Origin of the sequence: Streptomyces sp. NPDC046887 (genome assembly GCF_040644755.1) — a bacterium.
Lineage (GTDB): Bacteria > Actinomycetota > Actinomycetes > Streptomycetales > Streptomycetaceae > Streptomyces > Streptomyces lichenis.
In genome coordinates this window covers 34,549-57,244 of sequence record NZ_JBEYXH010000022.1, presented here as the reverse complement: position 1 = coordinate 57,244, position 22,696 = coordinate 34,549, and the positions used below count along the sequence as shown (strand labels likewise).

Annotated in this window: 18 protein-coding genes; 14 read left to right on the top strand and 4 right to left on the bottom strand. The window is 74.2% G+C overall.

Annotated features, from left to right (window positions below):
- Positions 1-90 precede the first annotated feature (90 nt).
- The 6 genes from dxr to ABZ945_RS20780 all read left to right on the top strand — a co-directional run bounded on the left by dxr (position 91) and on the right by ABZ945_RS20780 (position 7,860).
- The gene (gene dxr, locus ABZ945_RS20805; RefSeq protein ID WP_361271447.1) at positions 91-1,353 is read left to right on the top strand and encodes a 1-deoxy-D-xylulose-5-phosphate reductoisomerase; all 1,263 of its coding nucleotides are present in this window, start codon (positions 91-93) and stop codon (positions 1,351-1,353) included.
- On the top strand, positions 1,350-2,651 hold the full coding sequence (locus ABZ945_RS20800) for a site-2 protease family protein (RefSeq protein ID WP_361271445.1): 1,302 nt from the start codon (positions 1,350-1,352) through the stop codon (positions 2,649-2,651). Before dxr ends, ABZ945_RS20800 begins: the two co-directional genes overlap by 4 nt.
- A 205-nt stretch (positions 2,652-2,856) precedes the next feature.
- Entirely contained in the window at positions 2,857-4,014 is a 1,158-nt protein-coding gene (gene ispG / locus ABZ945_RS20795) for a flavodoxin-dependent (E)-4-hydroxy-3-methylbut-2-enyl-diphosphate synthase (RefSeq protein ID WP_361271442.1), read from the top strand.
- A gap of 620 nt (positions 4,015-4,634) precedes the next feature.
- A complete protein-coding gene (locus ABZ945_RS20790) occupies positions 4,635-5,480 on the top strand; it encodes a GNAT family N-acetyltransferase (protein WP_361271440.1) in 846 nt (281 codons plus the stop codon).
- Positions 5,481-5,527: 47 nt separating this feature from the next.
- Positions 5,528-6,085, top strand: a complete 558-nt coding sequence (locus tag ABZ945_RS20785) for a GNAT family N-acetyltransferase (protein WP_361271438.1) — start codon at positions 5,528-5,530, stop codon at positions 6,083-6,085.
- 68 nt (positions 6,086-6,153) lie between these two features.
- Positions 6,154-7,860, top strand: coding sequence for a proline--tRNA ligase (locus ABZ945_RS20780; protein ID WP_361271435.1), 1,707 nt, complete (start codon positions 6,154-6,156; stop codon positions 7,858-7,860).
- A 67-nt stretch (positions 7,861-7,927) separates the two neighbouring features.
- On the opposite strand, the gene ABZ945_RS20775 is transcribed toward ABZ945_RS20780, so the two are convergent.
- From ABZ945_RS20775 to ABZ945_RS20760, 4 genes are all read right to left on the bottom strand, one after another.
- The gene (locus ABZ945_RS20775; RefSeq protein WP_361271434.1) at positions 7,928-8,965 is read right to left on the bottom strand and encodes a slipin family protein; all 1,038 of its coding nucleotides are present in this window, start codon (positions 8,963-8,965) and stop codon (positions 7,928-7,930) included.
- Positions 8,966-9,095: 130 nt separating this feature from the next.
- Positions 9,096-9,989, bottom strand: a complete 894-nt coding sequence (locus ABZ945_RS20770) for an aminoglycoside phosphotransferase family protein (RefSeq protein WP_361271431.1) — start codon at positions 9,987-9,989, stop codon at positions 9,096-9,098.
- A gap of 98 nt (positions 9,990-10,087) precedes the next feature.
- A complete protein-coding gene (locus tag ABZ945_RS20765; RefSeq protein ID WP_361271428.1) occupies positions 10,088-10,510 on the bottom strand; it encodes a DUF4439 domain-containing protein in 423 nt (140 codons plus the stop codon).
- Positions 10,511-10,550: 40 nt separating this feature from the next.
- Positions 10,551-11,120 (bottom strand): hypothetical protein, encoded by a 570-nt coding sequence (locus tag ABZ945_RS20760; protein WP_361271426.1) that lies wholly within the window; start codon positions 11,118-11,120, stop codon positions 10,551-10,553.
- A gap of 187 nt (positions 11,121-11,307) precedes the next feature.
- Between ABZ945_RS20760 and rimP the strand changes: the two genes are divergently transcribed.
- The 8 genes from rimP to ABZ945_RS20720 all read left to right on the top strand — a co-directional run bounded on the left by rimP (position 11,308) and on the right by ABZ945_RS20720 (position 22,670).
- Complete coding sequence (rimP, locus tag ABZ945_RS20755; RefSeq protein ID WP_361271423.1) at positions 11,308-11,862, top strand: ribosome maturation factor RimP; 555 nt, start codon at positions 11,308-11,310, stop codon at positions 11,860-11,862.
- Between the two features lie 2 nt (positions 11,863-11,864).
- Positions 11,865-12,902, top strand: coding sequence for a transcription termination factor NusA (nusA, locus tag ABZ945_RS20750; RefSeq protein WP_361271420.1), 1,038 nt, complete (start codon positions 11,865-11,867; stop codon positions 12,900-12,902).
- Between the two features lie 123 nt (positions 12,903-13,025).
- Positions 13,026-13,298, top strand: a complete 273-nt coding sequence (locus tag ABZ945_RS20745) for a YlxR family protein (protein WP_361271418.1) — start codon at positions 13,026-13,028, stop codon at positions 13,296-13,298.
- Between the two features lie 155 nt (positions 13,299-13,453).
- Positions 13,454-16,567 carry a translation initiation factor IF-2 gene (gene infB, locus ABZ945_RS20740; RefSeq protein ID WP_361271415.1) on the top strand — a complete coding sequence of 1,038 codons (3,114 nt, stop codon included), beginning with the start codon at positions 13,454-13,456 and terminating at the stop codon, positions 16,565-16,567.
- Between the two features lie 167 nt (positions 16,568-16,734).
- Positions 16,735-17,028 carry a DUF503 domain-containing protein gene (locus ABZ945_RS20735; protein WP_361271413.1) on the top strand — a complete coding sequence of 98 codons (294 nt, stop codon included), beginning with the start codon at positions 16,735-16,737 and terminating at the stop codon, positions 17,026-17,028.
- Between the two features lie 28 nt (positions 17,029-17,056).
- The gene (gene rbfA / locus ABZ945_RS20730; RefSeq protein ID WP_361271410.1) at positions 17,057-17,521 is read left to right on the top strand and encodes a 30S ribosome-binding factor RbfA; all 465 of its coding nucleotides are present in this window, start codon (positions 17,057-17,059) and stop codon (positions 17,519-17,521) included.
- Entirely contained in the window at positions 17,518-18,417 is a 900-nt protein-coding gene (gene truB / locus ABZ945_RS20725; protein ID WP_361271407.1) for a tRNA pseudouridine(55) synthase TruB, read from the top strand. The genes rbfA and truB overlap by 4 nt, the downstream gene beginning before the upstream one ends.
- 221 nt (positions 18,418-18,638) lie before the next feature.
- Positions 18,639-22,670: a serine protease gene (locus tag ABZ945_RS20720; protein ID WP_361271405.1), complete on the top strand. Its 4,032-nt coding sequence runs from the start codon at positions 18,639-18,641 to the stop codon at positions 22,668-22,670.
- Positions 22,671-22,696: the final 26 nt, after the last annotated feature.

The window sequence follows — 22,696 nt, the reverse complement described above, 5'->3', positions numbered from 1 at the left end:
GCTGTTCCGCTGAAACCTCTCTTCGCTCCGCGGGCCTGTCCGGGCCCACCCGGTCGGGCCCGCACAGCGAATGGGGCAAGAATGGGGGGCATGAGCGACAGCCCAGCCCCCCTCGCAGACCCGCATATCGCCTTCGATCCCGCCGAAGGCCGCCGGGACGTCGTGGTCCTCGGCTCCACCGGGTCCATCGGCACCCAGGCGATCGACCTGGTGCTGCGCAACCCCGACCGGTTCCGTGTCACCGCGCTGTCCGCCGCCGGCGGCCGGCCCGAGCTGCTCGCCGAGCAGGCGCACCGGCTGGGCGTGCGCACCGTGGCCGTGGCGCGCGAGGACGCGGTGCCCGCGCTGAGGGAGGCGCTGGAGGCCCGCTACGGCTCCGCCGCCGGCCGCCCCGAGATCCTGGCCGGCCCGGACGCCGCCACCGAGCTGGCCGCCTCCCCGTGCCACACCGTGCTCAACGGGATCACCGGCTCCATCGGCCTGGCGCCGACCCTGGCCGCCCTGGAGGCCGGCCGCACCCTGGCGCTGGCCAACAAGGAGTCGCTGATCGTCGGCGGACCGCTGGTCAAGGCGGTCGCCAAGCCCGGCCAGATCATCCCGGTCGACTCCGAGCACGCCGCGCTCTTCCAGGCGCTGGCCGCCGGCACCCAGGCCGATGTCCGCAAGCTGGTGGTCACCGCCTCCGGCGGGCCCTTCCGCGGCCGCACCAAGGCCGAGCTGGCGGCCGTCACCCGCGAGGACGCACTCGCCCACCCCACCTGGGCGATGGGCCCGGTGATCACCGTGAACAGCGCCACCCTGGTCAACAAGGGCCTGGAGGTGATCGAGGCCCATCTGCTCTACGACATCCCCTTCGACCGCATCGAGGTCGTCGTCCACCCGCAGTCCTATGTGCACTCCATGGTCGAGTTCACCGACGGCTCCACGCTCGCCCAGGCCACCCCGCCGGATATGCGCGGCCCCATCGCCATCGGCCTCGGCTGGCCCGAGCGGGTCCCGGACGCCGCCCCCGCCTTCGACTGGTCCACCGCCTCCACCTGGGAGTTCTTCCCGCTGGACACCGAGGCCTTCCCCTCCGTGGGGCTGGCCCGGCAGGTCGGCGAGCTGGGCGGGACCGCCCCGGCCGTCTTCAACGCCGCCAACGAGGAGTGCGTCGAGGCGTTCCTCTCCGGACGGCTGCCGTTCACCGGCATCATGGACACCGTCACCGCGGTCGTCGCCGAACACGGCACCCCGGCCGCGGGAACCCGGCTCACCGTCCCGGACGTCCTGGAGGCGGAGGAGTGGGCCCGTGCCCGGGCCCGCGAGCTGGCAGCGACACTCACCGGAGAGGCGGCGGAGGCCCGCGCATGACGATTCTTCTGACGGTCCTCGGCATCGCGCTCTTCGCGCTGGGCCTGCTGGTCTCCATCGCCTGGCACGAGCTGGGCCACCTCTCCACCGCCAAGCTCTTCGGCATCCGCGTCCCGCAGTACATGGTGGGCTTCGGCCCCACCCTCTGGTCGCGGAAGAAGGGTGAGACCGAGTACGGCATCAAGGCCATCCCGGCCGGCGGCTACATCCGCATGATCGGCATGTTCCCGCCCGGCGAGGACGGCCGGATCGAGGCCCGCTCCACCTCCCCCTGGCGCGGCATGATCGAGGACGCCCGCTCCGCCGCGTACGAGGAGCTGGAGCCCGGCGACGAGACCCGGCTGTTCTACACGCGCAAGCCGTGGAAGCGCGTCATCGTGATGTTCGCCGGGCCGTTCATGAACCTCATCCTCGCCGTCGCCCTGTTCATCGGCGTCTGTATGACCTTCGGCATGGAGAAGCAGACCACCGAGGTGGCCGGCGTCCAGCAGTGCGTCATCAAGCAGAGCGAGAAGCGCGAGGAGTGCCGGTCCGGCGACCCCGTCTCGCCCGCCTACGCGGCCGGGCTGAAGAAGGGCGACCGGATCACCGCCTTCAACGGCGAGCCGGTACGCGACTGGGCCAGCCTCTCCGACCGCATCCGCGCCACCATCGGCCCCGCCACCCTCACCATCCAGCGCGACGGCCGCGAGCAGACCCTCAACCCCACCCTGATCCGCAACGACGTGGTGAAGAAGGACGCCGACGGCCGGGCCGTCGCCGACGCCTACGTCCCGGCCGGCTACCTCGGCTTCGCCGCCCAGAGCGTGATCGAACCGCTCACCCTCGGCGAGTCGGTGGACCGCATGGGCGACATGGTGGAGAACGGCGTGCACTCGGTGATCGCGCTGCCCTCCAAGATCCCCGACCTGTGGGACGCCGCCTTCGGCGACGGCGAGCGCAAGGCCGACTCGCCGGTCGGCGTGGTCGGCGCCGCCCGGATCAGCGGCGAGGTGATGAACCTGGACGTGCCCACCCAGAACATCGTGGCCTCGTTCCTGCTGATCCTGGCCACCTTCAACCTCTCCCTCTTCCTCTTCAACATGCTGCCGCTGCTCCCGCTGGACGGCGGCCATATCGCCGGCGCGCTGTGGGAGTCGCTGCGGCGCAACGTCGCCAAGGTCTTCCGGCGCCCCGACCCGGGCCCGTTCGACGTGGCCAAGCTGATGCCGGTCGCCTATGTGGTGGCGGGTGTGTTCATCTGCTTCACCCTGCTGGTGCTGGTCGCCGACCTGGTCAACCCCGTCAAGATCACCTGATGACCAGGTGATCGCGGGCCCGGGCCCGGCCGCACGCAACCGCGCGCGGCCGGGCCCGCGTCCTTACCCCCGTAGCGCACCCGTCCGTGGGCACCTCACCGCAGGGCACCCCGGGGTGTCCGGCCCGGACCCGCCGGGCCTGTAATCTCGAACCGGAGCCCGCCGATCTCGGGACCTCGATCCACACCTTGGGGTTGCACACCAGATGACCGCGATTTCTCTCGGAATCCCGACCGTACCGACCAAGCTCGCCGACCGACGGGTCAGCCGCAAGATCCACGTCGGGACGGTCGCCGTCGGCGGGGACGCTCCGGTCTCGGTGCAGTCGATGACCACGACCCGCACCTCGGACATCGGCGCCACGCTCCAGCAGATCGCCGAGCTGACCGCCTCCGGCTGCCAGATCGTCCGGGTCGCCTGCCCCACCCAGGACGACGCCGACGCGCTGCCGATCATCGCCCGCAAGTCGCAGATCCCGGTGATCGCGGACATCCACTTCCAGCCGAAGTACGTCTTCGCCGCCATCGACGCGGGCTGCGCGGCGGTCCGCGTCAACCCCGGCAACATCAAGCAGTTCGACGACAAGGTCCGCGAGATCGCCAAGGCCGCCGGCGACGCCGGCACCCCGATCCGCATCGGCGTCAACGCGGGCTCGCTGGACAAGCGGCTGCTGGAGAAGTACGGCAAGGCCACGCCCGAGGCCCTGGTCGAGTCGGCCCTGTGGGAGGCCTCCCTCTTCGAGGAGCACGGCTTCCGCGACATCAAGATCTCGGTCAAGCACAACGACCCGGTCGTGATGGTCAACGCCTACCGCCAGCTCGCCGCCCAGTGCGACTACCCGCTGCACCTCGGCGTCACCGAGGCCGGCCCCGCCTTCCAGGGCACCATCAAGTCGGCCGTCGCCTTCGGCGCGCTGCTCTCCGAGGGCATCGGCGACACCATCCGGGTCTCGCTCTCCGCGCCCCCGGCCGAGGAGATCAAGGTCGGCATCCAGATCCTGGAGTCGCTCAACCTCCGCCAGCGCCGGCTGGAGATCGTCTCCTGCCCCTCCTGCGGCCGAGCCCAGGTGGACGTTTACAAGCTCGCCGAGGAGGTCACCGCCGGCCTGGAAGGCATGGAGGTCCCGCTCCGCGTCGCCGTCATGGGCTGTGTCGTCAACGGCCCCGGCGAGGCCCGCGAGGCCGACCTCGGCGTCGCCTCCGGCAACGGCAAGGGCCAGATCTTCGTCAAGGGCGAGGTCATCAAGACCGTCCCCGAGTCCAAGATCGTGGAGACCCTGATCGACGAGGCCATGAAGATCGCCGAGCAGATGGAGAAGGACGGCATCGCCTCCGGCGAACCCACCGTCTCCGTCGCCGGCTGACCCCCCGCACCCCCGAAGGACCCCGCCCCGGCGGGGTCCTTCGCCGTACACGGGCCCCGTGTCGGCGGGTGGCCCGCCCCCCTACCGGGGCCGTGTCCGGCCCGGCGCGCCGGGCCGCCGTGTCGGGCCGGTGGCCCGCCCCTTGGCCAGGTGCCGTGTCCGGCCGCTGTGCGCGGCCGCTCGCCGCGCTTGGCGGACGGCCCGCGGCTGTCGCCGTCCCCGGGCCGGCCCTGCCGGGTGCGGTACGCGGGCGCCGTTCCCGGCCGCCGTACCCGCCGCCGGCTGGGCGCCTACCCGCCCCACGCCTACGCGGCCCGGGGCCGTCCTCGGCCGGGTGGCCCGGCCCGATACCCGCCCCCGACGGGGCGCCTACCCGCCCCCTGCCTGAGCCGTGTCCGGCCGGGCACGCCGGGCCGCCCACCGGCGCGGGGCGCTTACCCAGCCCCGCCCCCACCCGGCTGCCACCGCTCCCGGCCCTCCGCCTCAGCCCCGTACCCCGTCCATCGCCTTCGCGCCACCCCGGGCCACCCCGGTCGTGCCTGGTCCGCTCCGGCCTGACATGGCACCGGCAGGGCCGGGTACAGTGCCAGGACCCGTACGGAACGCATGTGAGGCCCCTCGTGCTGACGCAGACCACCACCCGGGTCCTCGGCCCCGGCGACCTCGGCGCAGCCCTCGCCGTGCTGGACAGCGACCCGGTCGCCAACGCCTTTGTCGCCTCGCGCGTCCAGGTCGCCGGGCTGGACCCGTGGCGGCTGGGCGGGGAGATGTGGGGCTGGTACGCGGGCGGGGAGCTGCGGTCGCTCTGCTACGCGGGGGCCAACCTGGTGCCGGTCTGCGCCGAGCCCGAGGCGGTGCGGGCCTTCGCCGAACGGGCCCGCCGGGCCGGGCGCCGGTGCTCGTCGATCGTGGGGCCCGCCGAACCCACCGCCGAGCTGTGGCGGCTGCTCGAACCGAGCTGGGGCCCCGCCCGGGACGTCCGCCCGCACCAGCCGCTGATGGCCACCGACCGGCTCGCCCGGGACGTCCAGCCCGACCCGTACGTCCGCCGGGTCCGCAAGGACGAGATGGACGTGGTCATGCCGGCCTGTGTGGCCATGTTCACCGAGGAGGTCGGCGTCTCCCCGCTGGCCGGCGACGGGGGACTGCTCTACCAGGCCCGGGTCGCCGAACTCGTCGGTTCCGGGAGGGCGTTCGCCCGGTTCGCGGACGGCAAGGTGGTCTTCAAGGCGGAGATCGGCGCCGCCACCCCGCAGGCCTGCCAGATCCAGGGCGTCTGGGTGGCGCCCGAGTACCGGGGCCGCGGGCTCTCCGAGACCGGGATGGCCGCCGTACTGCGCTACGCGCTCGCCGACACCGCGCCGGTGGTCTCCCTCTACGTCAACGACTACAACCTGCCCGCCCGGGCCGCCTACCGCCGGGTCGGCTTCCGGGAGACCGGGGCCTTCATGAGCGTGCTGTTCTGAGGCAGTGTGCTGTTCTGAGCCGGTCGGCGTCGACGTAGGGTGCGGCCATGGATGACGTCGTGGTGGAACCGGTCGACCTCACACCCCGCGTGGACGACGCCCTCGCCGTTCAGGCGCTCGCCTTCGGGCTGACCGAGGACGAGGTCGCCGTACGCCGCCATATCGTCCAGCGCCATCTGCTCAACCCCGGCGCCCGCGCCTACGGGGCGCTCACCCCCACCGGCCGGCTGGTCGGCTTCGTCTACGGGATGCCCAACGACCGCGCCCACTGGTGGTCCACCGTGGTCGAGCCGTATCTGCGGGCGGGCGGCGCCGACATCTGGCTGGACGATGTCTTCGTGATCACGGAGTTGCACGTCCTGCCCGGGTTTCAGGGGCGGGGGCTGGGAAGGGGGCTGATCACCGCCATCACGGACACCGCCGGGCAGCCGCGCTCGATCCTCTCGGCCATCGACATCGAGAGCCCGGCGCGCCGCCTCTACCGCTCGCTGGGCTACGCCGATCTCGCCCGGCGGGTGCAGTTCCCCAGTGCGGGACGGCCGTACGCGGTGATGGGGGCGGAGCTGCCGCTGCTGCGCAAGTCCGAGACGGTGGCGCCTAACTGATTTCCGCCAGCGGGCGGGGCAGGGCTAACCTCCTGGCTATCACCATTTCCACCGCAGGAGAGTTCCCCATGGCCCAGGTCCAGCGCATGTCCCGGTTGATGGTCAAGACACTGCGCGACGACCCGGCGGACGCCGAGACCCTCAGCCACAAGCTGCTGGTCCGCGCCGGATACGTCCGCCGCAACGCCGCGGGCATCTGGTCCTGGCTGCCGCTCGGCATGAAGGTCCTGGAGAACGTCAGCCGCGTGGTCCGCGAGGAGATGGACGCGATCGGCGCCCAGGAGGTGCTGCTGCCCGCGCTGCTGCCCAAGGAGCCCTACGAGGCCACCGGCCGCTGGGACGAGTACGGCCCCGAGCTGTTCCGCCTCAAGGACCGCAAGGGCGCCGAGTACCTGCTCGGCCCCACCCACGAGGAGATCTTCACCCTGCTGGTCAAGGACCAGTGCACGTCCTACAAGGACCTGCCGGTGATCCTCTACCAGATCCAGACCAAGTACCGCGACGAGGCCCGCCCCCGCTCCGGCATCCTGCGCGGTCGCGAGTTCCAGATGAAGGACTCGTACTCCTTCGACACCACCGACGAGGGCCTGGCCGAGTCCTACGCGCTGCACCGCCAGGCGTACGTCCGGATCTTCGACCGGCTCGGGCTGCGCCACAAGATCGTCTCGGCGGTCTCCGGTGCGATGGGCGGCTCGGCCTCCGAGGAGTTCCTGGCGCCCGCGGCGGCCGGTGAGGACACCTTCGTCTACTGCCCCTCCTGCGACTACGCGGCCAACACCGAGGCCGTGACCTTCCCCGGCGGCGAGCCCGCCGACGCCTCGGCGCACGGGCCGGTCGAGGTGCTGGACACCCCCGACACCCCGACCATCGAGACGCTGGCCGCCTTCCTGGACGTGCCCGCCTCCGCCACCCTGAAGAACCTGCTGGTCAAGGTGGACGGCGAGATCGTCGCCGTCGGCGTGCCCGGCGACCGCGAGGTGGACCTCGGCAAGCTGGAGGACCACCTGGCCCCCGCCGCCGTCGAGCTGGTCACCGCCGAGGACTTCACCGGCCGCCCCGACCTGGTCCGCGGCTATGTCGGGCCGCAGGGCCTGGAGAAGGTCCGCTATCTGGCCGACCCCCGGATCGCCGCCGGCACCGCCTGGGTCACCGGCGCCAACCAGGAGGGCAAGCACGCGAGGAACGTGGTCGTCGGCCGCGACTTCGCGGTGGACCAGTACCTGGACGTGGTGGTGGTCGAGGAGGGCGACCCCTGCCCGAAGTGCTCCACCGGGCTGAAGCTGGACCGCGCCATCGAGATCGGCCATATCTTCCAGCTCGGCCGCAAGTACGCGGACGCCATGCAGCTGGACGTGCTCGGCCAGAACGGCAAGCCGGTCCGGGCCACCATGGGCTCCTACGGCGTCGGCGTCTCCCGCGCGGTCGCCGCCCTGGCCGAGCAGACCGCCGACGGGCAGGGCCTGTGCTGGCCCGCCGAGATCGCCCCCGCCGACGTCCATGTGGTCGCGGCCGGCAAGGCCGCCCAGACGGAGCTGGCGCTCTCCGTCGCCGAGCAGCTGGGCGAGGCCGGGCTGCGGGTGCTGGTGGACGACCGCGCGGGCGTCTCCCCGGGCGTGAAGTTCACCGACGCGGAGCTGATCGGCGTACCGAAGATCCTGGTCGCCGGCCGCCGCACCGCCGAGGGCGTGGTCGAGCTCAAGGACCGCCGCACCGGTGAGCGCGAGGAGCTGCCGGTCGCCGAGGCGGTCGCCCGGCTGGCGAGTGCCCGCGGCTGATCGCCCGACACCGTACGCCGCGAGGCCCCTCCCCTGGCTCGGGAGGGGCCTCGCGGCCGTGTGGTGCTCAGATGCAGCCGGCCGTACCGGCGTCGTCCGACCGGTCCGCCCGGTGCGGGGGCGCCGGCTCGCGCAGCAGCGGCTCATGGGCCAGCGGCGGATCGTCCGGGTGCGGGTCGTGCACCCGCAGCGTGGGCCGCTCCGCGGTGAACGGCCGCTCGGGCGCCGGCTCCAGCTCCACCACGGGCGGCGGCTCCGGCTCCATGGCGGGCTTCGGCCGGGACTCCGGCTCCGGCTCCGGCGGTGACGAGGGCGCGGCCTGGTCCGGCGCGGCCTGCGGCTGGTTCTGCGAGGCCCGCTCCAGGAAGCGCAGCAGCTCCACCGGGAACGGCAGCACCAGCGTGGAGTTCTTCTCCGCGGCCACCGCCACGATGGTCTGCAGCAGCCGCAACTGGAGCGCGGCGGGCGTCTCCGACATGCCCCGGGCCGCCTCGGACAGCTTCTTGGAGGCCTGGAGCTCGGCGTCCGCGTTGATCACCCGGGCCCGCCGCTCCCGGTCGGCCTCCGCCTGCCGGGCCATCGACCGCTTCATGGTCTCCGGCAGCGAGACGTCCTTGATCTCCACCCGGTCGATGGTGACGCCCCAGTCCACCGCCGGGTTGTCGATCATCAGCTCCAGCCCCTGGTTGAGCTGCTCCCGGTTGGAGAGCAGATCGTCCAGGTCGCTCTTGCCGATGATCGAGCGCAGCGAGGTCTGGGCGATCTGGGAGACCGCGAACCGGTAGTCCTCCACCCGCATGATCGCGGCCGCCGCGTCGACCACCCGGAAGTAGATCACCGCGTCCACCCGGACCGTGACGTTGTCCCGGGTGATGCCGTCCTGGGAGGGCACCGGCATGGTGACGATCTGCATGTTCACCTTGTGCAGCCGGTCCATGAACGGCACCACCATGGTGAAGCCGGGACCCCGCACCCCCTTGCGCAGCCGCCCGAAGCGCAGCACCACGCCCTTCTCGTACTGCTTGATCACCCTGGCGGCGGACGCCACGTACACCACGGCGGCCGTGCCGGTCGCCGCTGCCGCCCCGAGCAGTTCCTCGACCATGACATCCCTCCCGTCCAGCGGAGGTATTCGGTGTGTTATGCCCAATATCGCACTCGGACGGGCGTAACGGACCGGTTTACCCGAACGGGATCGGGGACGGGGCCGAGGGGGCGCCTGCGGCGTGGCGGCTTCAGAGCCAGCCGGCGAACTCCAGCAGTACCTCGCCGTCCTGCCGGCGGCCCGCCGCCAGCGCCCGGACGCCCGACTCCACGGCCCGGAACAGCGTCCAGCCGCGCAGCCGCTCCCGGTCCACGTCCAGCGAGTCGGCCAGCCGGTTCACCCGGCGCCGCCCGGAGGACGGGCCGGTGTCCGCGGCCACCAGGTCCTCCACCCGGTCCCGGACCAGCCGGGCCAGGTCGTAGGCCCGCTCGCCCACCACCGGGTCCGGGCCGACCGCCAGCCAGGGGGCGCGGTCGCCGGCCAGCACCTTGCCCTGCCGGAAGCAGCCGTGCAGCAGCAGCTCCTCGGGGGCGTCCGCGACCAGCGCGTCCCGCGCCTCCAGCGCCGCCGCCACCAGATCCGCGGTCTCCGTGTCCTTGGCCGCCCGCATCGCCTCCGCCTGGCGCTCGGTGCGTACGGCGACCGACTCGAAGCCATGCCCCGCCGGGGGCTCCACCCAGAGCCGGCGCACCGTCCCGGCCGCCTCCAGCAGGGCCTTGGCCTCCGGCAGCGAACGCAGCGACATCTCCGGGTGCAGCCGCTCCAGCAGCAGCCCCGGGCCGCTGCCGTCCAGCAGCCGCACCGCGCCCCAGCCGTCCCAGTGCGCCAGCGCCGCCCGCTCCAGCTCGGGCGCGGCGAACGGCGGCGCCACCTTCAGCGCGGCCGCGCCGCCCTCGGCGTCCCGCACCAGCACCACCAGGCTGCTGCGCCCGCCCGGGACCGCCACCCGCTCGGCGTCCACCCGCCGGGCGTCCACCGCCTCACCGGCCAGCTCGGGCAGGCGGGCCAGCCAGTCCCCGGCGGCGGCGTCCCCGTAGGTCTCGCCGAGCGCCCGGACCAGTCGTCGCGGCGGTTCATAGGCCATGCGTGCGTTGTTCCCTCTCGTCAGCCGGGCTCACGGTTCCGCGTCCGTACGGGCTCCTTCCCGGTCGGAACCAGCCGGTCGGCGCGGCCCCGCCGGGCTCACGCCCGCTCGGCGAGCCCAGGAAAGGCTACGCCGCCGCCCCGCCAGCGCACCGCCCGGACCGCCGCCTCCCGCAGCGCACCGGCCGCCTCCCGGCGCAGCGGCCCTTCGGCGGCCCGTACGAGGTCGGAGTAGACGCCCGCGACCCGGTCCTCCAACTGCGCGGCGAGCCGGACGGCCGCGGCGGCGTCCGGCACGGCGAACGGCAGCGCGTAGCCGGCGGCCGAGGCGGCGGGCTCCCCGCCCAGGTCCCGTACGGTGCGCGCCAGCGCGTCCCGGCGGGCCCGGTGGGCGGCGTGCGCGGCGGTCGCCTCGCCCCGCCGGTCCCTGCCGACCCGGCCGCCGACCACCCCGTACCCGTAGACCGCCGCGTGCTCGGCGGCGAGCGCGGCCTGTGCGGCGTCCAGCGCGGCGGTGGTCATCGGCGAATCCTTTCGGCGCAGGTGGGGCGGCGACGCGGTCTCATGAGGCGGCCCCGGGCTTCGCCGCGGTCAGCAGATAAGCGTGGGCCGCACTGGCGGCGGCGACCGAGGCGAGCAGCCGGGCGTACTCGGGGGCGGCGGCGCCCAGCGCCCGGGCGTGGGTGTCGGCGGTGGTGGTGGCGAGCGCGGCCAGGTCCTTGAGGGCGGCCGCGGGGTCGGCGGGGACCGAGGCGCCGGGTGAGCCGGAGGGGCCCGCCTGGGTGGCCGGGGCGGCGGGGGTCCTCGAAGCGGAGGGCGAAGGGGAGGGGGAGGCGGTCGGGGGCCGGGTGCCCTCCGGGCCGAGTGCCGCGGTGTGCGCCGCCGCCTCGGCCCGTAGCGGAGCCAGCCGCTGCGCCAGCCCGGGGTGGGCCGCGGCCGCCGCGTCGTAACGGCTCAGCAGGGCGGTGGAGACGGCGGCCGACCGGCGGCGCAGGGTGTCCTCGGCCCGCTCCTCGGCGGTCGGCCCGGTGTCCCCGCCGGAGCCGGCCGTGCAGCCGGCCAGCGGCGCGGCGGCGCCCAGCGCCCCGGCCGCGATGAGCACCCGTCTGCGTGTCGTCCCTCTGCGCCCCACGCGTCTCTCCCGCCTCTTACGCGCCGGCCGCTCGGCCCGGCTGTGGTGCCCGGTGGTGAAGATCACCGCAGGCGAGCGTACCCGCGGCCCTGTCCGGGGTGGACGGCAACACCCCCCGCGACCAGATACCCTTCTCATCGACACGCGAGGAACCCACAACAGCACACGCGGCCGAGGAGTCACCCGGATGAGCACCACCCAGAGCGAGCGGCTGCGCGGGCTGCTGGAGCCGCTCGTCAGCGCCAAGGATCTGGATCTGGAAGAGATCGAGGTGTCCCGGGCCGGCCGCCGCCGGATGCTGAGAGTGGTCGTGGACTCCGACCACGGGGTGGAACTCGACGCCTGCGCCGAGCTGAGCCGGGCGATCTCCGAGAAGCTGGACGAGACCGACGCGATGGGCGAGGGCGAGTACGTCCTCGAAGTGACCTCGCCGGGCGCCGACCGCCCGCTCACCGAGCACCGCCACTACGTCCGCGCCACCGGCCGGCTGGTGAAGTTCCAGCTGCGCGAGGGCGGCGAGCTGACCGCCCGGATCCTGGGCGTGGACGACGAGGGCGTGGACGCCGAGGTGCCGGGTGTGAAGGGGCGCAAGCCCACCGCCCGCCGCCTCGCCTTCGCCGACGTCGCCAAGGCGCGGGTGGAGATCGAGTTCAACCGCAAGGACGAGAAGGCCGAGGACGTGCCCGAGGGGCGCCCGGCCGGTGACGACGAGACGGACGAGACGAAGGAAGAGGAGGCGTAGCCGTGGACATCGACGTGAAGCTCCTGAGGGGCTTGGCACAGGAGAAGGAGATCGCGTTCGACCTGCTGGTCGAGGCGATCGAGTCGGCCCTCCTCATCGCGTACCACCGCACCGAGGGCGCCCGCCGCCACGCCCGGGTCGTGCTGGACCGGAACACCGGCCATGTCACGGTCTGGGCCAAGGAGGAGGCCGCCGATCTGGAGGAGGGCCAGGAGCCCAAGGACTTCGACGACACCCCCTCCGACTTCGGCCGGATCGCGGCGTCCACCGCCCGCCAGGTCATCCAGCAGCGGCTGCGGGACGCCGAGAACGACATCACCTTCGGCGAGTACGCCCGCCGCGAGGGCGATGTGGTGGCCGGCCAGGTCCAGCAGGGCAAGGACCCGAAGAACGTCCTGGTCAAGCTGGACGACAAGCTGGAGGCCATCCTTCCGGTGCAGGAGCAGGTGCCGGGCGAGGAGTACGAGCACGGGCTCCGGCTGCGCACCTATGTGGTGCGGGTCGCCAAGGGCGTGCGCGGCCCCTCGGTCACCCTCTCGCGCACCCACCCCAACCTGGTGAAGAAGCTGTTCGCGCTGGAGGTCCCGGAGATCGCCGACGGTTCGGTGGAGATCTCCGCCATCGCCCGCGAGGCCGGCCACCGCACCAAGATCGCGGTCCGCTCCACCCGCTCCGGGCTGAACGCCAAGGGCGCCTGCATCGGCCCGATGGGCGGCCGGGTCCGCAATGTGATGGCCGAGCTGCACGGTGAGAAGATCGACATTGTGGACTGGTCGGACGACCCGGCCGAGATGGTGGCGAACGCGCTCTCCCCGGCCCGGGTCACCAAAGTGGAGGTCGTCGACCTCGGCGCCCGCTCCGCCCGGGTGATCGTGCCGGACTACCAGCTGTCGCTGGCGATCGGCAAGGAGGGCCAGAACGCCCGGCTCGCCGCCCGCCTCACCGGCTGGCGCATCGACATCCGCCCGGACACCGAGCAGTCGTCCGAGCAGTCGTCCGAGCGGCCCCCGTCCGGGCGGCCCGCCCCCGGGCGCGGCTGACACCGGTCCGTCCCGGGGAATGGATCTCGCCGTGATCACGTTGTGGCACGGCGAGATCACGACAACAACCGTTCGATCCTTGCCCCGAAGGGGTGAGGTCGGTGCGGGGAGGTAGACTTATCCGTGTCTGGCCGGACGCATGCCCGCGCACGCCCGGAGCGCACCTGTATCGGGTGCCGGGAGCGAGCGGCCAAGAGCGATCTGCTGCGCATCGTGTTGATCGAGGGCGGTTGCGCCCCTGATCCGCGCGGTACGCTGCCCGGCCGGGGTGCCTATGTGCATCCCGTTCCGGTCTGCCTCGACCTCGCCGTCCGCAGGCGCGCGTTCCCCCGGGCCTTTCGGGCCCAGGGACCGCTCGACACCGCGGCGCTGCGTGAGTATGTCGAGGCTCGGTAAGGAAAGAAGAAGTACGGCACGGGTCCTCCCGTGCGGTCAGGTACCTCGCGAGATGGAAGTAGGTCGAGATTGCGATGAGCACTCGATGAGTACGCGATGAGTACGCCCATGAAGTAGCGACGGTCCGGCGGTAATCCGGACCTCAAAGGAGCGAAGTGGCTAAGGTCCGGGTATACGAACTCGCCAAGGAGTTCGGTGTGGAGAGCAAGGTCGTCATGGCCAAGCTCCAAGAACTCGGTGAATTCGTCCGTTCGGCGTCCTCGACGATCGAGGCGCCGGTGGTACGCAAACTGACTGACGCGCTGCAGGGGCCCGGCGGCAACGCCGGCAAGTCCGCAGCCAAGCCCGGCGCGCCCCGCAAGGCCGCGCCTGCCAAGCCTTCGGCCCCGGCGCCCTCCCCGGCGCAGGGTGCCCGTCCGGCCGCCCCCAAGCCCGGCGCCCCCGCGCCGAAGCCGGCGGCCGCTGAGAAGCCCGCCCCCGCGGCCCCGAGCCGTCCGGGCGGTTCCGCCGCGCCGGCCGCCCCCGGTGGCCAGCGGCCCACCCCGGGCCCGAAGCCCGCGCCCCGGCCCGCGCCGGCGTCGCCGGCCCCGGCCAACCCGGAGTTCACCGCGCCGCCGTCGGCCCCGTCGGCTCCGGCCGCCGGTCCCCGGTCCGGTGGTGCCACCCCCGGCCCGCGTCCCGCGGCCCGCCCGCAGGGCGGCCAGGGTGGTCAGGGCGGCGGCCAGGGCGGACAGCGCCCCGGTGGCGCGCGTCCGGGCCAGCAGGCCCCCCGTCCCGGCGCCCCGCGTCCCGCGGGCCCGCGTCCGGGCAACAACCCCTTCACCTCCGGTGGCTCCACCGGCATGGGCCGCCCGCAGGCGCCCCGGCCCGGTGGCGCGCAGCGTCCCGGCCCCGGTGGTCCCGGCGGCGCCGGTGCCCCCGGCGGTCCGCGTCCGCAGGGCGCCGGCCAGGGCGGTCCCCGTCCCCAGGCGGGCCCCGGCGGTCCGCGTCCCACCCCCGGCTCGATGCCGCGTCCGCAGGCGCCCCGCCCCGGTGGCGGCCCCGCGGGCAACCGCCCGAACCCGGGCATGATGCCGCAGCGTCCGGCTGCCGGCCCCCGTCCCGGCCCCGGCGGCCGCGGTCCGGGTGGCGGCGGCGGTCGCCCCGGCGGTCCCGGCGGCGGCGGTGGCCGTCCCGGCTTCGCCGGTCGTCCGGCCGGTCCCGGCGGCGGTGGCGGCGGCTTCGCCGGCCGTCCCGGTGGCGGTGGCGGCGGCGGTCGTCCCGGCGGTCCCGGTGGCGGCGGCGGCTTCGGCGGCCGTCCCGGCTTCGGCGGTCGTCCCGGCGGTCCCGGTGGCCGCGGTGGCACGCAGGGTGCCTTCGGCCGTCCCGGCGGGCCCGCCCGCCGCGGTCGCAAGTCGAAGCGGCAGAGGCGCCAGGAGTACGAGGCCATGCAGGCCCCGTCGGTCGGCGGCGTGATGCTGCCGCGCGGCAACGGCGAGACCGTCCGTCTGTCGCGTGGTGCCTCCCTCACCGACTTCGCCGAGAAGATCAACGCCAACCCGGCGTCGCTCGTCGCGGTGATGATGAACCTCGGCGAGATGGTCACGGCCACGCAGTCCGTCTCCGACGAGACGCTGCACCTGCTCGGCGGCGAGATGAACTACACCGTTCAGATCGTCAGCCCCGAGGAGGAGGACCGCGAGCTGCTGGAGTCCTTCGACCTGGAGTGGGGCGAGGACGAGGGCGGCGAGGAGTACCTGGAGCCGCGTCCGCCGGTGGTGACCGTCATGGGTCACGTCGACCACGGTAAGACGCGACTGCTGGACGCCATCCGCAAGACCAACGTGGTCGCGGGCGAGGCCGGCGGCATCACCCAGCACATCGGTGCCTACCAGGTCGCGACCGAGGTCAACGAGCAGGAACGCCGCATCACCTTCATCGACACCCCGGGTCACGAGGCGTTCACCGCCATGCGTGCCCGTGGTGCGAAGTCCACCGACATCGCGATCCTCGTGGTGGCGGCGAACGACGGTGTGATGCCCCAGACGGTCGAGGCGCTGAACCACGCCAAGGCGGCCGACGTGCCGATCGTGGTCGCGGTCAACAAGATCGACGTCGAGGGCGCGGACCCGACCAAGGTGCGCGGTCAGCTGACCGAGTACGGCCTGGTGGCCGAGGAGTACGGCGGCGACACCATGTTCGTCGACATCTCCGCCAAGCAGGGTCTCAACATCGACAGCCTGCTGGAGGCCGTGGTCCTCACCGCCGACGCGGCGCTGGACCTGCGGGCCAACCCGGAGCAGGACGCGCAGGGCATCGCGATCGAGTCCCACCTGGACAAGGGCCGCGGCGCCGTCGCCACGATCCTGGTCCAGCGCGGCACCCTGCGGGTCGGCGACACCATCGTCGCCGGCGACGCCTACGGACGTGTCCGGGCGATGCTCGACGACAAGGGCAACAACGTCGCGGAGGCCACTCCGTCGACCCCCGTCCTGGTCCTGGGCCTCACCAACGTCCCGGGCGCCGGCGACAACTTCCTCGTCGTCGACGAGGACCGCACGGCCCGCCAGATCGCCGAGAAGCGCGCGGCGCGCGAGCGCAACGCCGCCTTCGCCAAGCGCACCCGCCGGGTGTCCCTTGAGGACCTCGACAAGGTGCTCAAGGCCGGCCAGATCCAGGAGCTCAACCTCATCATCAAGGGTGACGCTTCCGGTTCGGTCGAGGCGCTGGAGTCCTCGCTGCTCCAGCTCGATGTCGGCGAAGAGGTCGACATCCGGGTCCTGCACCGCGGCGTCGGTGCGGTCACGGAGTCCGACATCGACCTGGCGATGGGCTCCGACGCCATCGTCATCGGCTTCAACGTCCGCGCGGCCGGCCGTGCCGCGCAGATGGCGGAGCGCGAGGGCGTCGACGTCCGGTACTACTCGGTGATCTACCAGGCCATCGAGGAGATCGAGGCGGCCCTCAAGGGCATGCTCAAGCCGGAGTACGAAGAGGTCGAGCTCGGTACGGCGGAGATCCGCGAGGTCTTCCGCTCGTCCAAGCTGGGCAACATCGCGGGTGTCCTCATCCGCTCCGGCGAGGTGCGCCGCAACACCAAGGCGCGCCTGCTCCGCGACGGCAAGGTCATCGCGGAGAGCCTCAACATCGAGGGTCTGCGCCGCTTCAAGGACGATGTCACCGAGATCCGCGAAGGCTACGAGGGCGGTATCAACCTCGGAAACTTCAACGACATCAAGGTCGACGACGTCATCGCGACGTACGAGATGCGCGAGAAGCCGCGCGTCTGACGTGTGAGCCGGACCGGGGCCGGTCGGCGGAGGAATATCCGTCGATCGGCCCCGGCCGTTGCGTGTACGGTTCGGGTGTCCCGCCGGGAGTGATCGGCGGGGCGCCGCGCACCGCCGGAACCGCGGCGGCGCACACGAACCCGAACCGGCGGGACATCCGGTCGCGCATGTATGTGGGGACGCTGTCCTTCGATCTGCTCCTCGGCGACGTACGGTCGTTGAAGGAGAAGCGCTCCGTCGTCCGCCCGATCATCGCCGAACTGCACCGCAAGCACGCGGTCAGCGTGGCGGAGACCGGCGTGCAGAACCTCCACCGCAGGGCCGAGATCGGCCTCGCGGTGGTCTCCGGCGACGTGGGGCACCTCACCGAGGTACTGGACCGGTGCGAGCGCATGGTCGCCGCCCGGCCCGAGGTGGAGCTGCTGTCCGTACGGCGGCGTATGCACACCGACGAAGAGTGAAACGCAAGACGAAAGAGGAGATGGACCGGTGGCCGACAACGCGCGGGCCCGCAAGCTGGCCGATCGCATCCAGGTCGTGGTCGCGGAGACCCTGGACCGGCGGATCAAGGACCCCCGGCTGGGATTCGTGACCATCACGGACGCCCGGGTCACCGGCGACCTGCGGGAGGCCACGGTCTTCTACACGGTCTACGGGGACGAGGAGGAGCGGGCAGCCTCGGCGGCCGCCCTGGAGTCCGCCAAGGGCATCCTCCGCTCCGAAGTGGGCCGCCAGACCGGCGTCCGCTTCACCCCGACCCTGGCCTTCGTGCCCGACGCCCTGCCGGACAACGCCCGCACCATCGAGGACCTCCTCGACAAGGCGCGCAGCCGGGACGCCGAGGTCCGCGAGGTGTCCACCGGCAAGACCTACGCCGGTGACGCCGACCCGTACCGCAAGCCGGAGGCGGACGGGGACGACGAGGAGACGGACAAGGGCGACGCCTCCGCATGACCCAGCACCCCAAGACCCCCGACGGCCTGGTCATCGTCGACAAGCCGTCGGGGTTCACCTCGCACGACGTCGTCGCCAAGATGCGCGGCATCGCCCGCACCCGCCGCGTCGGCCACGCCGGCACCCTGGACCCGATGGCGACCGGCGTCCTCGTCCTCGGCGTGGAGAAGGCCACCAAGCTCCTCGGCCACCTCGCGCTGACCGAGAAGGAGTACCTGGGCACCATCCGCCTCGGCCAGGACACCGTCACCGACGACGCCGAGGGCGAGATCACCTCGGCCAAGGACGCCTCCGCGGTGACCCGGGAGGCCGTGGACGCCGGCGTCGCCGCACTGACCGGCGCCATCATGCAGGTGCCGTCCAAGGTCAGCGCCATCAAGATCGACGGCAAGCGGTCCTACGCCCGGGTGCGCGGCGGCGAGGAGTTCGACATCCCGGCCCGCCCGGTGACCGTCTCCTCCTTCCAGGTGTACGACATGCGCGAGGCGGTCGCCGAGGACGGCACCCCGGTGGTCGACCTGGTCGTCTCGGTGGTCTGCTCCTCCGGTACGTACATCCGCGCCCTCGCCCGCGACCTGGGTGCCGCGCTCTCCACCGGCGGCCACCTCACCGCGCTCCGCCGCACCCGGGTCGGCCCCTACAAGCTGGACGCCGCCCGCACCCTGGACCAGCTCCAGGAGGAGCTGACGGTGATGCCGATCGCCGAGGCCGCGGCGGCCGCGTTCCCCCGCTGGGACGTGGACGAGCGCCGGGCCAAGCTGCTGCTCAACGGTGTACGGATCGACATGCCGGCGTACGAGGCGGCCCCGGTGGCCGTGTTCGACCCGGACGGCCGCTTCCTCGCGCTGGTCGAGGAGCGCGGCGGACGGGCCAAGAGCCTCGCCGTCTTCGGCTGAGCCTCGCCCGCACGGGAGTTCTGCGGGGGCCTTCTCGTGGGGCGGGCCCCCCGGCCCGCCCCACGATCCCCCCGCCCCCCGTCCCCCTCGGCAACAGACTGTCCACTTCACGCCACCTTCTCACCCGGTCGGCCGGGCGCTCGGAGTGAACGGGGGTCGCGCGAGGGGGCGCGTTCGCCTTCCCCGCTCCCCGGTGATCACCCTCGGCCTACCGTCGGACCATGGAACGCGCGGACCGGAGGACGGAACCGGTACGGAACCCCGACCGGCTCGACGACCGGCTCGACGGCCGGGTGCCCGACGAGCCCCCGGCCCCGGCCGCGGGCGTAGGGGACAACGGCCGTCCGGCGGGGGAGAGTTGCCCCCTCGATGACGGCGGCCCCGAACCGGTGTGGATCCGCGACCCGGCCGGCCGGCTGCGCGGCGCCGGATTCGCCGCCGACGACCACGGCACCGTCGTCACCAGCCACCAGACCGTCGACGGACTCACCCGCGCCACCGTCCAGGGCCCGGACGGGACCGCGTACACCGCCGATGCCGATGCCGTGGTCCCGCTGCCCGCCGCCGGTCTCGCCCTGATCCGCACCGAGGGCCTGGGCCTCAGCCCCCTGCCCATCGCCACCCGTACCGGCGTCCCGGCCGGGACCTACCTCCGCTTCCACGCCGACGGCCCCCGCCAGGCCCGGGTGCTGGGCCCGGCCTCCGTGACCTACACCGCCACCGAGCATTTCCACCGCATCGACGGCGTCCTGGAACTCGCCATGGGCACCGACGCCGGTGAGGCGCTGCGCACCACCCACTGTGCGGGCGCCCCGGTCCTGGACCCGGCCACCGGCGCCGTCCTCGCCGTCCTCGGCGGCGCCCTGCACACCGGCCACCGCGCCGCCGGCTTCGCCGTCCCGCTCGCCCACGCCGCCGCCACCGACCCGCACGGACCGCTCGCCGCGCTGCTCGCCCGCAACGCCGCCACCGTCCCCGCCTACGGCGAAGACCTCAACCTGGCCGGCGCCCTCCAGCTCACCGCCACCACCGGCGCCGACGCACCGGATACCGGCCTCCCGCCCGTCGAACGCCGCCACCTCACCCGCGAACTGGACGCCTTCCTCGCCCTCTCCTCCACCGCCGCCGTCTGCGCCCTGGTCGGCGACCCCGGTACGGGCCGCAGCACCGAACTCGCCGCGCTCACCGCCCGCCGCGCCCGGGGCCCGGAACCCGCCCCCACGCTGCGGCTGCGCGGCGCGGACCTCGCCGACGGCGACGCCTCACTCGCCGACGCCCTGGCCCGCGCACTGCGCCAGGCCGGGCGGATCGCCGCCTGCTCCGGGGCTTCCGGAGACATGGCCACCGCCACGCCCGAGCGGGTGGCGCGGCTCGCCCGCGAGTCCGGCCGCCCCCTCCTCGTACTCCTCGACGGCCCGGAGGAGATGCCGCCCGGGCTCGCCCACCGGCTGCCCGACTGGACCGTCGCCACCGCCCATTGGCTGCACGCCCATGGCGCCCGGCTGATCACCGCCTGCCGCCCCGAGCACTGGGAGCGAGCGGGCGCCCTGTACCCGTCCGGGGCCCTGCACCGCCCCGGACGGCCCGCCCCCCGGCTGCCGGACGCCGTCCACCTCGGCGACCTCTCCGCCCGCGAGGCCGGCCGGGCCCGGCAGCGGTACGGCCTGCCTGCCGACGCCCTCACCGAGGCGGACGGCCGCCATCCGCTGACCCTGCGGCTGCTGGCGGAGGTCCGAGCCGCGCTGCCGGCTGGCGGGGGTGGCGGTCGGCAGGGGTGTGGGGAGGGGGCCGCCGATGGGAGCGGCGGTCGGCCCGGGCGGAAGGGAACGTCTGTCGCCGGGAGCATCGGCCGCCCTGGGCGCGAGGAGGGGGCCATCGCCGGGGGCGAGGGCTGGCCTGGGCGGGCGGAGGGGGCCGCCAGTCGGGCGGAGGGGGCCGCCGGTGGGGGTGATGGCCGGTTGCGGCGCCCGGAGGTGTTCGCCGCCGGGAACGACGGCTGGGCCCGGCACGAGGAGGGGTCCGCTGCCAGGAACGACGGTCTACCCGGGTGGGCGGAGGGGCCCGTCGCCGGGGGTGATGACCGACCCGAGCGGGCTGAGGGGGCCGCCGGTGGGAGCCGGGCTGAGGGGGCCGCCGGTGGGGGTGATGGCCGGCCCGGGTGGGCCGAGGGGGTCGTCGCCGGGAGCATGGGCCGTCCCCGGCGCGAGGAGGTGTTCGCCGCCCATCTCGACCTGAGCTGCCTCCGGGTCGCCGTCCGGGTCGCCGCCGCCTCCCGTCCGGCGCCCCGGGGCGCCGAGGTCCGGCGGCTGGCCGCCCGGGTGGCGGGACGGGTCCACGAGGCGGCCCGCCGGTGTCTGGGGCCGGGGCAGGGCGGGCTGGACCGGGCGTCCTTCGAGGAGCTGTTCCCCTGGAGCACCGGCTGGGCGTCCGCGGTGCTGACCGAGGGCCTGCTGGTTCCGGCCGGGCCCGGCTACCGCTTCGCCCACGAGGAGGTCGCCGACTGGCTCCAGGGCGCCCATCTGGACCTCGACGCGGCCCTGGACGCCCTGGTCATGCGCGGGGGAGCGGAGGGCGAGGGGCCGGGGGTGGCTCCGGTGCCCAGGGACCGGGTCGGGCCGGTCGTCCAGGCCATGCTGCTGCTGGGCAGGGTGCACGGCCCCGCCGCCCTCGACCACCGACTCCAGCGGCTGGTGCACGCCCTGGACCGGCTCCCCGCCGACTCCGCCCGGCCCCGGGTCCCGGACGCCCGCTGGTGGGCCGGACGGCTGCTGGGCGGCACCCTGGAACGGACCCCCGACCTCCGCCCGCATCTCGGCACCCTGCGGCTGCTCGCCGACCGTCTCGCGGCGGCCGGGAGTGCCCCCGTCGCCTTCGGCCCCTGGTTCTGGGAGGGGCTGCCGCTCTCCGGGGACGAGCGCGCCGATCTGCTCCGCCGACTGCTGCCCGCCGACGTACCGTCCGAGGGCTCCGGGGAAGCGGTGACGGGGTTTCCGGCCACCGCCGCCCGGTGGCTGGCCGCCGATCCGCGCGGGGTCCAGCCGCTGCTGTGCCGCTGGTTCGGCGACGAGCGCGCGCTGCCCGCCGCCCCGGGTGCCCGGGAGCGGCCGACCGTCGGCGACGCTGCGCAGGCCCTGCTGCATGCCCACCGGGCGCTCGCCCCGGACGACCTGTGCGAGGCCCTGGTCGCCACCGCCCACCCGCGCGCCGGTGACCTCCTCGCCGCCCTCGCCGAGGACGAGCCCACCGTCCTCTGCCGGGCCGTGGACCGCTGGGCCCATGACGGCGCCCGGCCGGAGCGGCGCAGCGCCGCCGCCCGGTACGCGCCGCTCGCCGCCGCCCACGCCACCACCCCCGCCGACCGGCGGCTGCTGCACTACGCGGCGCTCGCCCTGCTGGACCGCCCCGGCGACACCGAGTCACACGGCCCGGCCCTGGCGCTGCTGGTCGCCGACCCCGAGACCCGCGCCGACCAGCTGCCCCGCGCCCTGGCCGCCTTCCAGGACGGCGACCCGGCACTGCCCCCGCAGGCTCTGGCCCCCGCGCTCACCAGCCACCCCGAGCCGGTACTCGCCGCCTTCCACGAGCGGCTGGCCGCCGACCGGGACGCGGGTGCCGTGATGGAGGTGCTGGCCGCCGCCGAGGCCCCGTCCCTGGTCCGACGCGCCGCCGCGCTGGTCGCCGCCTACACGGCCCGCCATCCCGGCGGCGCCCGGAACACCGCCGCGTACCTCGATCGCTGCCTGGAACGCGGACCGGTCACCCACGCCGTACTCTCCCCGCTGGTCGGCGGGCTGCTGCGGGAGGGGCCCGCCGAGGTCCGGGCGGCCCTCGCCCGGGTGCTGGCCACCCCCGGCTCCCCGGCCTCCCTGGTGGCGCGCACCGAACTGCTGGACGAACTGCTGGCGGTGGAGGAGCGGCGGGGCCCCGACCCGGTCGTGCTGGACGCCCTGCTGGAGACCGCCGCGGCGGGCGCCGGGCTGCGCACCGAGTCCCGCACCCGGGACCTGGTCCGCCGCACCGGGCAGCTCTGGACCCGTACCCCCGAGGGCGGAGACCGACTGCGCGCGCGACTGGCCGGGCTCGCCGCCGAACGACCCGCCTTCGCCGCGCTCACCGCCCGCTGGGCCGCCGCCGACCCGGCGACCTGGCTCCCCCTGCTCGGTTCCGACACCTCACACCCCTGTTACCAGCGGTCGGACCTGACACCGATGCTGGCCGAACCGCACCGGCATGGCAGTCTTAGTCCTGCGTAATGGTTCATGCCGTACAAGGGTTCGGG

What these genes read in the sequence shown, in the direction of transcription:
- dxr (WP_361271447.1), top strand. Translation starts at nt 91, where the DNA reads ATGAGCGACAGCCCAGCCCCCCTCGCAGACCCGCATATCGCCTTCGAT.
- ABZ945_RS20800 (WP_361271445.1), top strand. Translation starts at nt 1,350, where the DNA reads ATGACGATTCTTCTGACGGTCCTCGGCATCGCGCTCTTCGCGCTGGGC.
- ispG (WP_361271442.1), top strand. Translation starts at nt 2,857, where the DNA reads ATGACCGCGATTTCTCTCGGAATCCCGACCGTACCGACCAAGCTCGCC.
- ABZ945_RS20785 (WP_361271438.1), top strand. Translation starts at nt 5,528, where the DNA reads ATGGATGACGTCGTGGTGGAACCGGTCGACCTCACACCCCGCGTGGAC.
- ABZ945_RS20780 (WP_361271435.1), top strand. Translation starts at nt 6,154, where the DNA reads ATGGCCCAGGTCCAGCGCATGTCCCGGTTGATGGTCAAGACACTGCGC.
- ABZ945_RS20775 (WP_361271434.1), bottom strand. Translation starts at nt 8,965, where the DNA reads ATGGTCGAGGAACTGCTCGGGGCGGCAGCGGCGACCGGCACGGCCGCC.
- ABZ945_RS20770 (WP_361271431.1), bottom strand. Translation starts at nt 9,989, where the DNA reads ATGGCCTATGAACCGCCGCGACGACTGGTCCGGGCGCTCGGCGAGACC.
- ABZ945_RS20765 (WP_361271428.1), bottom strand. Translation starts at nt 10,510, where the DNA reads ATGACCACCGCCGCGCTGGACGCCGCACAGGCCGCGCTCGCCGCCGAG.
- rimP (WP_361271423.1), top strand. Translation starts at nt 11,308, where the DNA reads ATGAGCACCACCCAGAGCGAGCGGCTGCGCGGGCTGCTGGAGCCGCTC.
- ABZ945_RS20735 (WP_361271413.1), top strand. Translation starts at nt 16,735, where the DNA reads ATGTATGTGGGGACGCTGTCCTTCGATCTGCTCCTCGGCGACGTACGG.
- truB (WP_361271407.1), top strand. Translation starts at nt 17,518, where the DNA reads ATGACCCAGCACCCCAAGACCCCCGACGGCCTGGTCATCGTCGACAAG.
- ABZ945_RS20720 (WP_361271405.1), top strand. Translation starts at nt 18,639, where the DNA reads ATGGAACGCGCGGACCGGAGGACGGAACCGGTACGGAACCCCGACCGG.